Source organism: Streptomyces sp. NPDC050703 (genome assembly GCF_040654435.1).
In the GTDB taxonomy this organism is placed as follows: Bacteria; Actinomycetota; Actinomycetes; order Streptomycetales; family Streptomycetaceae; genus Streptomyces.
Genome location: NZ_JBFAHX010000029.1, coordinates 92,495 through 102,965, shown reverse-complemented (window position 1 = coordinate 102,965; position 10,471 = coordinate 92,495). Strand labels below are relative to the sequence as shown.

At 74.4% G+C, this 10,471-nt stretch carries 10 protein-coding genes; 5 read left to right on the top strand and 5 right to left on the bottom strand.

The window, feature by feature from the left end; translation table 11 throughout:
- Positions 1–155: 155 nt before the first annotated feature.
- The gene (locus tag AB0I16_RS24975) at positions 156–848 is read right to left on the bottom strand and encodes an ABC transporter ATP-binding protein (protein ID WP_363251765.1); all 693 of its coding nucleotides are present in this window, start codon (positions 846–848) and stop codon (positions 156–158) included.
- Positions 845–1,930, bottom strand: coding sequence for an FtsX-like permease family protein (locus AB0I16_RS24970; protein ID WP_363251764.1), 1,086 nt, complete (start codon positions 1,928–1,930; stop codon positions 845–847). Before AB0I16_RS24970 ends, AB0I16_RS24975 begins: the two co-directional genes overlap by 4 nt.
- Positions 1,931–2,092: 162 nt before the next feature.
- Between AB0I16_RS24970 and AB0I16_RS24965 the strand changes: the two genes are divergently transcribed.
- On the top strand, positions 2,093–3,337 hold the full coding sequence (locus AB0I16_RS24965; RefSeq protein WP_363251762.1) for a sensor histidine kinase: 1,245 nt from the start codon (positions 2,093–2,095) through the stop codon (positions 3,335–3,337).
- Positions 3,334–4,002 carry a response regulator transcription factor gene (locus AB0I16_RS24960; RefSeq protein ID WP_363251760.1) on the top strand — a complete coding sequence of 223 codons (669 nt, stop codon included), beginning with the start codon at positions 3,334–3,336 and terminating at the stop codon, positions 4,000–4,002. The genes AB0I16_RS24965 and AB0I16_RS24960 overlap by 4 nt, the downstream gene beginning before the upstream one ends.
- A gap of 53 nt (positions 4,003–4,055) precedes the next feature.
- On the opposite strand, the gene AB0I16_RS24955 is transcribed toward AB0I16_RS24960, so the two are convergent.
- On the bottom strand, positions 4,056–4,577 hold the full coding sequence (locus tag AB0I16_RS24955) for a universal stress protein (protein WP_363251758.1): 522 nt from the start codon (positions 4,575–4,577) through the stop codon (positions 4,056–4,058).
- Between the two features lie 111 nt (positions 4,578–4,688).
- On the opposite strand from AB0I16_RS24955, the gene AB0I16_RS24950 reads away from it, so the two are divergent.
- A complete protein-coding gene (locus AB0I16_RS24950) occupies positions 4,689–6,158 on the top strand; it encodes a PLP-dependent aminotransferase family protein (RefSeq protein ID WP_363251756.1) in 1,470 nt (489 codons plus the stop codon).
- Positions 6,159–6,359: 201 nt separating this feature from the next.
- Here AB0I16_RS24950 and AB0I16_RS24945 read toward each other — a convergent pair whose 3' ends face one another.
- Entirely contained in the window at positions 6,360–6,644 is a 285-nt protein-coding gene (locus AB0I16_RS24945; protein WP_363251755.1) for a DUF5955 family protein, read from the bottom strand.
- A 242-nt stretch (positions 6,645–6,886) separates the two neighbouring features.
- On the opposite strand from AB0I16_RS24945, the gene AB0I16_RS24940 reads away from it, so the two are divergent.
- Together AB0I16_RS24940 and aceB are read left to right on the top strand one after the other, a co-directional pair.
- Positions 6,887–7,528 (top strand): nucleotidyltransferase family protein, encoded by a 642-nt coding sequence (locus AB0I16_RS24940; RefSeq protein ID WP_363251754.1) that lies wholly within the window; start codon positions 6,887–6,889, stop codon positions 7,526–7,528.
- 226 nt (positions 7,529–7,754) lie between these two features.
- Entirely contained in the window at positions 7,755–9,374 is a 1,620-nt protein-coding gene (gene aceB / locus AB0I16_RS24935; protein WP_363251753.1) for a malate synthase A, read from the top strand.
- 83 nt (positions 9,375–9,457) lie between these two features.
- Here aceB and AB0I16_RS24930 read toward each other — a convergent pair whose 3' ends face one another.
- Positions 9,458–10,363, bottom strand: a complete 906-nt coding sequence (locus AB0I16_RS24930) for a HipA family kinase (protein ID WP_363251752.1) — start codon at positions 10,361–10,363, stop codon at positions 9,458–9,460.
- Positions 10,364–10,471: the final 108 nt, after the last annotated feature.

Below are 10,471 nucleotides of genomic sequence, written 5' to 3'. Positions count from 1 at the left end.
GTCGGTGACTTCAGCGCCGGATGTCGGGCAGTGACGTAGAGACGCAGTGAGGCGAAGTCCGGGATGCCCCACAGGGTGCCGGGCGGGCGGGCGGGAGACACCCGCCGCGAAGCGGCGGTTCAGGCCCGCCAAACAGGCCCAGGGGCCAGAAAAAATCAGGACAGACAACCATCCACCATCCCCACCACCCGGTCCGCGACGGACAACCGCGCCCGATCATGCGTGACCAGCACCGTCGCCGTACCCCACTCCCTCGTGAGCCCCGAGAGCAGATCGAGCACCGCCCCGCCCCGCTCGTGGTCCAACGCGCTGGTCGGCTCGTCGACCAGCAGCACCGCGGGGGCGTTCATCAGCGCCCGCGCGATCCCCACCCGCTGCCGCTGTCCCCCGGACAGCTGGTGCGGGCGCCGCCCCGCCTCCGCCGCGAGGCCCACCGCGGCCAGCAGTTCCCGCGCCCGCTCGCGCACCTGCCGGGACGGCCGCCGCCCGTCGACGTGCGCCATCAGCTCCAGCTGCTCAAGCGCCGTCAGCGAGGCCAGCAGATTCGGCTGCTGGAAGACGAGGCCGAGGCTGCGGCGCCGCAGCGCGGCCTGTTCCGCCCTGCTCAGGGCCCCCGTGTCCACGCCGTCCAGCAGGACCCGCCCCCGGTCGGGCGTGACCAGCGTCGCCGCGACGGCGAGCAGGCTGGACTTCCCCGAACCCGAGGGGCCGAGGACGGCCGTCATGGTGCCGCCGGGCACGTCGAGGCTCACCCCGTCCAGCGCGGTGAGCCGCCCGCCCCCGTCGGGATAGGTGAGGGTGACGTCCTCGACGATCAGCGGGGCGACAGCGGAAGAGGTGGAATTCATCGAGCACTCCCCAGTGCGATCAGCGGATCGACGGCGGTGATCCGCCGCACGGAAAGACCGGCTCCCAGCACCCCGAGGGCGACCATGACCGCGGCCGGCCACAGCGTGGTCGACGGTTCGAGGACGAACGGGACGTCGTCGCCGCTGATGACGCCGCCCACCGCGGCGGCCAGCCCCGTCCCGAGCGCCGTACCGGCGACGAGCATCGCCACGGCCTGCCCGAGCGCGTCCCGCAGCAGGTACGGCGTCGAGGCGCCCAGCGCCTTCAGGACGGCGATGTCACCGCCCCGCTGAATCGTCCAGACGGTGAAGAAGGCGCCTATGACCAGCGCGGAGATCACGAAGAGGAAGCCCCGCATCAATTGCAGCGACCCGTTCTCGGCCTGGTAGGAGCCGATCGCGGTGAGCGCGCCGTCCAGCGACTTCGTCTCGGTTCCCGCGGCCTCGTCCCCCGCGGCCAGGTCGACGCCGTCGGCGGTACGGAGTGCCACCACGGTCGCCGTCGGTTCCTTCGACGCCCCCGCCCGGGAGAGCCTCTGCCAGTCGTCGAGGCCGAGCCACACCACGGGGGTGTGGCTGTACGAGGCGTCGGACGCGACCCGTACGACCCGCTCCTCGACCGCGCCTCCCCCGAGCCGCACCCGGTCGCCGACCTCCGCGTCGAGTTCCGCGGCGGCCTTCTCCGAGAGCACGGCCCCGCCGGACGCGACCCCGCGCGGCGCGATGCCCGAGTCGGGCTCCACGCCGAACGCGGACACCGCGGCCGACCGGTCGCCCGACGTGGCGTTGAGGGTGCTGATGCCGATGGGCCGCGCGGAGGTGACGCCGGGACGCCCGGACCACTCCTCCCAGGCCTGCCGCCCCAGGGACGAGTTGGTGAAGGAGACGGACTGGCCGTCGGGGGGCGCGGCGAACGCCAGGTGGTCGGCGGGCAGCCCGGTGATGGCCGAGGTGTTCTCCTTCGCGAGCCCGGCGGTCAGTCCTGACAGCAGCCCCACGAGCAGGGTGATCAATACGACGACGGCTCCCATCAGGGCGAACCGCCCTTTGGCGAACCGCAGGTCTCTCCATGCGACGAACATGCCTCCACCCTGCGGGCGGGGCGGGGGCCGGGGCATCGCGCCACAGCACGCTTCACCCGTATCGAAGTGCGGAACCACCGCTCAACCTTTCGGTTGACGAACGCCCGGGCGCAGTACCCGTACCGTAAAAGAAACCCCCCGACCACACGAGACGCACGCCCCATGCCGCGCACCCACACCCGCACCCACGCCCGCACCGCCGCGCACCAGCCGCCCGACCGGCTGGTCCCCGTGCCCCCCGCCATCCGCCGCTGCCTCCACGCCCTCCTCGCGGGGCTTCTCGCGCTCGCCGCGGTCAAGGCGGTGGCGGCGGGCGCCGAGCACCGTTTCGGGGTCGTCGCGGCGGCGGTGGCGATGGCCGCCGTCTACACGGCGGGCACGCTGCACCCGGCGGTGGGCCGCTCGCGGCACGCGGCCGGATGGTGGCTGACGGCGCTCGCCGCCTGCTGGCTCGTGCTGCTCGTGCTCTCACCGGACGGGCTCTGGGCCGCCTTCCCGCTGTACTTCCTCCAGCTCCACCTGCTGCCGAGGCGCCGGGCGCTGCCCGCCGTCCTCGCCACGGCGGCGGCCGCCATCGCGAGCTTCCTGGTGCACAGCGCGCGCGTCACACCCGGCAGCTTCATCGGGCCGCTGCTCGGCGCGGCCGTGGCGGTGGCGGCGGTCCTCGGGTACGAGGCGCTGTACCGGGAGAGCGAGCGCCGCCGCGAGCTGATCGACGAGCTGATGGCGGCCCGCGCCGAACTCGCCGCCGCCGAGCGCACCGCGGGCACGCTGGCCGAGCGCGAGCGCCTGGCCAGGGAGATCCACGACACGCTCGCGCAGGGGCTGTCGTCGATCCAGTTGCTGCTGCGGGCCGCCCAGCGCGCGCTGCCGGACGGCTCTCCGGCGGCCCCGCACATCGAGCGGGCGCGCGAGGCGGCGCAGGACAACCTCGCCGAGGCCCGGCGCTTCGTGCACGCCCTGTCGCCGCCCGACCTGGAGCACGGCTCGCTGGCCGGCGCCCTGGAGCGGCTGTGCGCGTCGAGCGCGGGGCCGCGCGTCCGGTTCTCCCTCAGCGGTACGCCCGCGGAGCTTCCGACGCCGTACGAGGTGGCGCTGCTGCGGGTCGCGCAGTCCGCCCTGGCGAACACGGTCCGGCACGCGGAGGCCGCCCGCGCCGAGATCACCCTGACGTTCATGGACGCGTCGGTCACGCTGGACGTGGTCGACGACGGCCGCGGCTTCGACCCGGCCGCCGACGGCCGGGCTGCCGCCGGGGAGCACGACGGCGGCTTCGGGCTGCCCGCGATGCGGGCGCGCGCGGAGTCGCTCGGCGGCACGTTCACGGTCGAGTCGGCGCCCGGTCAGGGCACCGCGGTGGCGATCTCACTGCCGGTACCGGTACCGGCGAAGGAGGAGGCGGCGTGACGCGCACACCCGGCGCGGGGGCGCCGACGGTCCGGCTGCTGCTCGCCGACGACCACCCGGTGGTCCGCGCGGGGCTGCGGGCGGTCCTCGACGCCGAGCCCGACTTCGAGATCGTCGCGGAGGCGGCGACGGCCGAGGCGGCGGTGGAGAGGGCCGCCGCGCAGGGCCCGGACGCCGTCGACGTGGTCCTGATGGACCTCCAGTTCGGCCCCGGGATGCACGGGGCCGCGGCGACGGCGGCGATCACCGCGCGCGAGGGCGCGCCCCGGGTCCTGGTCCTCACCACGTACGACACGGACGCCGACATCCTCGCGGCGGTGGAGGCGGGCGCCGCCGGTTACCTGTTGAAGGACGCGCCGCCCGAGGAGCTTGCCGCGGCGGTGCGCACGGCGGCCTCGGGCCGCTCGGCGCTCGCCCCCGCCGTCGCCGACCGTCTGATGGACCGGATGCGGGCGCCCGGGGAGGCGCTGAGCCGCCGTGAGCTGGAGGTGCTGCGCCTGGTGAAGGACGGCCTCTCCAACCAGCGGATCAGCAAGGAGCTGTTCCTGAGCCAGGCCACGGTCAAGTCCCACCTGGTGCACATCTACGCCAAGCTGGGCGTGGACTCCCGTACGGCCGCGGTGGCCGCGGCGACCTCCCGCGGCCTGATCCGCGACCGCCCCTGACCCCGCCGCCGTCCACCGCCCCCGCCCTGTCCCATCGGTCCCCCGCCGGTCGTTCACCGCCCGACCAGCGCGAAGTCCTCCGCGGTCATCCGCCGCAGCGCCCTGCGCAGGCCCCTCGGCACGGCCGGCGCGGGGACGGTGAGGACCGGGCAGACCGCGCGGGCGCCGATCCCGCGGTGGAGCCGGCTCGGGCGGCGTCTGCCGGGGCGGGTCCCGACGACCAGCAGGTCGTGCGGGTGGGCGGCGAGGCCGGGCAGCGCGCGTTCCGGACGGCCCCTGACCACCCGGCGCTCGCTCCCGACGCCCGGCGGCGCGCCGCCGAAGACCGCGTCGAAGGCGCCGTCGACGCGGGCCCGCGCCTCGGCCCGCCAGTGCCTCACCCACGCCGGGTCGGGGTGGCGCAGATACAGCATCTCTCCCTCCGGCGGCTCCCAGGCGGTCACCGCCACGAGCGTGCGACCGCTCCGCCCGGCCTCATCGGCGGCGGTCCGCAGCGCCGCGAGACTCGCGAGCGAGCCGCTCACCCCCACCACGACGCGCCCGTCCACGCTCTCCGTCCCCGCTGCCGATGCCACCGATGTCCTCCCTGGCCCCATGAGCCGGCCACATGAGCCGCTTCTTTCCCGCTGGTGCCGACTCTGTACGCTGATTGGCCTGGAGAGCAGGGCCAATCGGCAGAGGTTGGCATGGCAGAGGGGCGAGTGGTCCGCGTGGTGGACAGAAGGCTGGGCAGCCGGCAGCTCGCCGCGCTGCTGACCGGTGCCGTGGGGGAGCACCCCGGCTACCGCGCGCTCGCCCACGGCGTGCGCACCCTCGTCCTGGACGGCCGCGTCCCGCTGCACACCCGCCTGCCCGCCGAGCGCGAGCTGGCGTCGGCGCTCCTGGTGAGCCGGGCCACGGTCACGGCGGCGTACGACGTGCTGCGCGAGGGCGGCTTCGCGCGCAGCCGCCGGGGCGCGGGGACCTGGACCGAGCTGCCGGAGGGGCAGCGGCCCGCCGCCGTGGCGGCGTTCCCGGTGGGCGACGGCGTGCTCGACCTGGCGGTGGCGGCGCCCGGCGCTCCGGAGGCCGAGCTGGCGGCGGCGCTCGGCGCGGCGGCGGCGATGCTGCCCGAGCACGCGCCGACGGCGGGCTACCACCCGTACGGCATACCGGAGTTGAGGGCGGCCGTGGCCGACCGCTTCACCCGGCGGGGGCTCCCCACGCTCCCCGACCAGATTCTGATCACGACGGGCGCCCAGCACGCCCTGTCCCTGACGCTCGCGCTCCTCGGCAGGGCGGGCGACCGCGTCCTGGTCGAGAACCCCTCGTATCCGAACGCCCTGGACGCGATCCGCAACGCCGGTCTGCGTTCGGTGCCCGTGCCGGTCACGGAGGACGGCTGGGACAGCGGGCTCGTCGAGTCCTCGCTGCGGCAGGCGGCCCCCCGCCTCGCGTACCTCGTACCGGACTTCCAGAACCCGACCGGCGGCCTGATGCCGCCGGAGCAGCGCGTACGGGTCCTGGAGACGGCCCGCGCGACGGGCACCTGGCTGCTGATCGACGAGACCGTCGCGGACATCGCCCTCGACGGGCCGCCGCCCGCCCCCTTCGCCTCGTTCGCGGCGCACGGCGCCGGCGAACAGACCGTCACCATCGGGTCGTTGAGCAAGTCGCACTGGGGCGGGCTGCGGATCGGCTGGGTGCGGGCGGGTACGCGGCTGATCACGGAGCTGGCGATGGCGCGGGTGCCGAGCGACATGGCGACGCCGGTCATCGAGCAGCTCGTGGCGCTGCACCTGCTGCGCGGGATGGACCGGGTCCTCGGCGAGCGGCTGCCGATGCTGCGGGAGCGGCGGGACGCCCTGGCGGCGTCGCTGGCCAGGCACCTGCCGGAGTGGCGCTGGCGGACGCCGCCGGGCGGCCTTTCGCTCTGGGTGGACCTGGGCCGCCCGATCGCGTCGGCCCTGGCCCGTGCGGCGCGGACCCAGGGCGTACGGATCGAGGGCGGCTCCCGCTTCGGCGCCGACCCGGGCACCCACGAGCACCGCCTCCGCATCCCCTACGCGCTGCCGCCCGCCGCCCTTGAGGAGGCCGCGCGACGCCTGGCGGTGACGCTGGCGGGCGACCTGCGCGCCCCCGCCGACGACGCGCGGGGCCGCCGCTGGGTCGCGTGACCCGGCCGGGCCCCGCGGCGTCCCCCTGGGGCGTGTGGCGAAAGTGGCGTCGTCCGCCCGGCGGGCGGGTCCGGCGGCGTCCGGTGCGTGCGATCGCACGGCGGAGGGTCGCCCCGGTACTGGTGGTACCGGGGTGATCCCGACAACGCGGCGCGTGTGCGTGCCAGGCGTCGCCGGACAGCGGGACTTTCGCCACACGCCTCAGGGCGTGCCGAACATCTCCACCGCGCCCCGTACCTCCGCGAGCCCCGGCGCGAGGGCGCTGACGGAGCCGATCGCGCTCGCCACCAGGAGCAGGGAGCGGCGCAGCCGCGGGACCTCGGGGGCGCCGCCTTCGGCCATGTCCGCGAGGGCGGCCAGTTCGCCCTCGGCTATGCCGCGGTCGGTGAACTCCACGCGGTAGGACGCCAGTTCGCGGCGCAGACGCGCCACCGACGTACGCAACCCGGCCACGCGAGGGTCTTCGCCGCCCTCGTCGCCCTCCACGCCCCGGGCACCCCTGGCGCTTCCGGTCGCCGGCCTCTGCCCCGCGTTCCGCAACACAGTCGGCTCTCCCCCTCGCACTCCGTCGTGCGTCAGCTCTCGTGCGTCTTTCTCTGCCCCGTCAGGGCGTTGGTCAGGCACCCGGGAGCCGCGGATCAGTAAACCTTTACGCGGGCGCCGTACGCCACCGCCCGGCCGCCGCCCGGCCGGAACCCGCCCTGCCGCCCGGGGTGTATGCAGGAGGCATGACGACAGAACGGATGAACGAGCGGGCCGACGACGCCGGCGAGGTGGCCGGGCTGCTCCTGGCGGCGGGCGGCGGGCGGCGGCTCGGCGGGCGGCCGAAGGCACTCCTCGAACACCGGGGGCGCCCGCTGGTCGAGCACGCCGTGGGGGTGCTGCGCGCGGCCGGATGCGCACGGGTGCACGTGGTCATCGGCGCCGCTTCGGCGACGGTACGCGCGCGTGCCGCGCTCCCCGGCTGCGTACTGGTCGACAACCCGGACTGGGAGGAGGGCATGGGTTCCTCCCTGCGGGCCGGTCTCGCCTCGCTGCGGGACACCGGCGCGCGGGCGGCCCTGGTGTCGCTCGTCGACCAGCCGGGGATCGGTCCCGCGGCGACCGCGCGGGTGCGCGCCGCGTACCGCTCGCCGGCGACGCTCGCCGCGGCGGCCTACGACGGCGTGCGCGGCCACCCGGTGCTCTTCGGCGCCGCGCACTGGGCCGGGATCGGGGCGAGTGCGGTCGGCGACCGCGGGGCACGCGCCTATCTGAGGCGGAACGCCGACGCGGTGGCCCTGGTCGAGTGCGGGGACGTGGCGGAGGCGTACGACATCGACACGGCGGAGGACCTGGCCCGTCTGGAGCCCGCGACCCACGGCGAGTGACCGGTATGGCACTCAGCGACACGTTCTGTCGACGAAGAGAATCTCGACATCAACAAACCATTGAACTTCCACCATGAGGAAACTAGTATCCACTGACCAGAAGGCCCGTTACCCCGAACGGGGCCCGGAAGCCGTACCTCGGCTCTGGTGGCACCCAGTGCCGCCGTGTCTGCCCGGCGGCTCGCCCGGCACCGTCCGCGCAGCTCTCTGAAGGAAGTGACAGCTCATGTCCGCACCAGCGCCGTCGCCGCTGGCCATCGTCGACGCAGAGCCCCTGCCCCGGCAGGAAGAGGTGCTCACCGACGCGGCCCTCGCCTTTGTGGCCGAGCTGCACCGGCTGTTCACGCCCCGGCGTGACGAACTCCTCGCGCGCCGTGCCGAGCGCCGCGCCGAGATCGCCGGCACCTCCACCCTGGACTTCCTGCCGGAGACGGCCGCCATCCGCGCCGACGACTCCTGGCGGGTCGCCGAGGCCCCCGCGGCGCTCAACGACCGCCGCGTGGAGATCACGGGCCCCACCGACCGCAAGATGACCATCAACGCCCTGAACTCGGGCGCCAAGGTCTGGCTCGCCGACTTCGAGGACGCCTCCGCTCCCACCTGGGAGAACGTGGTCCTCGGCCAGCTCAACCTCACCGACGCCTACGAGCGCCGCATCGACTTCACCGACGAGCGCACCGGCAAGTCGTACGCCCTCAAGGACGCCGGCGAACTGGCCACGGTCGTCATGCGCCCGCGCGGCTGGCACCTGGACGAGCGCCACCTCCAGGTCGACGGCAAGCCGGTCCCCGGCGCGCTCGTCGACTTCGGCCTCTACTTCTTCCACAACGCCAAGCGGCTCATCGAGCTCGGCAAGGGCCCGTACTTCTACCTGCCGAAGACGGAGTCGTACCTGGAGGCCCGCCTCTGGAACGACATCTTCGTCTTCGCCCAGGACCACGTCGGCATCCCGCGGGGCACGGTCCGCGCGACCGTCCTGATCGAGACGATCACCGCCGCGTACCAGATGGAGGAGATCCTCTACGAGCTGCGCGACCACGCGTCCGGGCTCAACGCGGGCCGCTGGGACTACCTCTTCTCCATCGTCAAGAACTTCCGGGACGGCGGCGAGAAGTTCGTCCTGCCGGACCGCAACCTGGTGACGATGACCGCCCCCTTCATGCGGGCGTACACCGAACTCCTCGTCCGCACCTGCCACAAGCGCGGCGCGCACGCGATCGGCGGCATGGCGGCCTTCATCCCGTCGCGCAGGGACCCGGAGGTCAACAAGGTCGCGTTCGAGAAGGTCAAGAACGACAAGGACCGCGAGGCGAACGACGGCTTCGACGGCTCCTGGGTGGCGCACCCCGACCTCGTCCCGATCGCCATGGAGTCCTTCGACGCGGTCCTCGGCGACAGGCCGAACCAGAAGGACCGCCTGCGCGAGGACGTCTCGGTCGCGCCCGGGGACCTGATCGCCATCGACTCCCTCGACGCGAAGCCCACCTACGACGGCCTGGTCAACGCCGTCCAGGTCGGCATCCGCTACATCGAGGCATGGCTGCGCGGCCTGGGCGCCGTCGCCATCTTCAACCTCATGGAGGACGCGGCCACCGCCGAGATCTCCCGCTCCCAGATCTGGCAGTGGATCAACGCGGGCGTCGTCTTCGAGACCGGCGAGACGGCCACGGCCGACCTCGCCCGCGAGGTCGCGGCCCGGGAACTGGACGCGATCCGCCGGGAGATCGGCGACGAGGCCTTCGCGGCCGGCAAGTGGCAGCAGGCCCACGACCTCCTCCTCCAGGTCTCCCTGGACGAGGACTACGCGGACTTCCTGACCCTCCCGGCCTACGAGCAGCTCCGCTAGCCGGGAATCCGACTCGGCCCCCGGCACCGCACAGCGCCGGGGGCTTCGTCATGGCCGCGGTGACGGGCCCCCGGCCAGAACCCTCAGCCGAGGTGAACGGACCAGTCCTGCTCGGCCCCCGGCTTGCCGTGGAGATCCGGCACCCGCTTGAGCCAGGCGGGGCGCCCCTTCTCCGTCTCCGCCGCCCGCCGGGCGTCCGCCGCGGCCAGCTCGTCCCGCGAGGGGAACCCCGTCGGCAGCCACACCGCGGAGGCCCTGCCCCGCGCCAGCAGGAACTCCACGTAGGCGTCCCGCACCGCCCCCGGCGAGGCGAAGCCGGGCTCGTCGGCCAGCCAGGAGTCCGGCACGAGCCCGGTGACCTCCCGCAGCAGGGCTTCCGTGACCAGCGGCGCGAGTTCCGCGTCGGCGGCGGCCGTGTCGGGCCCGTAGCCGCCCAGCGCGTGGTGCCGGAAGTCGTACACCTTGTCCGGCGCCGAAGCCCCCCACCGGTGGTGGAAGACGAGCGCCGCCCCGTGGTCGATGAGCCACAGCTTCGGCGGCAGCACGCCGAACGTGGGCCAGACCATCAGGTTCGAGCTGTGCACGGTCCGGTCCACGTTGGCCGTGAGCGCGTCGAGCCAGACGACCTTGCCGGCCTCCAGCGGACCGACGTCGACCGCGTCGGGCGTGAAGTCGTGCGCGCCGGGGAGCAGGTCCATGCCGAGGTTCAGCCCCGCGCTGGCGTGCAGCAGGTCCTGCACCTCCTGGTGCGGCTCGTCGGCCCCGACCGCCGGGTCGAAGCGGACGAGGACCAGCTCGGGAAAGCGCAGCCCGAGCCGCCGCGCGAGCTCACCGACGATGATCTCGGCGACCAGGGCCTTGCGCCCCTGCGCGGACCCGGTGAACTTCACGACGTACGTGCCCAGGTCGTCGGCCTCGACGACGCCGGGGACGGAGCCGCCGGTCCGCAGGGCTTCGACGTAGCGGGTCGCGGTGACCGTTCTCAGCACTTTCCCAGCCCGCCCATCTCTTCAGCCACGCAATCCACGACCACCGTCGGACGAGTGCCACAACAGGTATCCGGTTCGCCCCTTGCTTCCGGCCTCCGGCCTCCGGCA

Coding starts and splice junctions, on each gene's coding strand:
- AB0I16_RS24950 (WP_363251756.1), top strand. CDS start 4,689: ATGGCAGAGGGGCGAGTGGTCCGCGTGGTGGACAGAAGGCTGGGCAGC.
- AB0I16_RS24965 (WP_363251762.1), top strand. CDS start 2,093: ATGCCGCGCACCCACACCCGCACCCACGCCCGCACCGCCGCGCACCAG.
- AB0I16_RS24975 (WP_363251765.1), bottom strand. CDS start 848: ATGAATTCCACCTCTTCCGCTGTCGCCCCGCTGATCGTCGAGGACGTC.
- AB0I16_RS24940 (WP_363251754.1), top strand. CDS start 6,887: ATGACGACAGAACGGATGAACGAGCGGGCCGACGACGCCGGCGAGGTG.
- aceB (WP_363251753.1), top strand. CDS start 7,755: ATGTCCGCACCAGCGCCGTCGCCGCTGGCCATCGTCGACGCAGAGCCC.
- AB0I16_RS24970 (WP_363251764.1), bottom strand. CDS start 1,930: ATGTTCGTCGCATGGAGAGACCTGCGGTTCGCCAAAGGGCGGTTCGCC.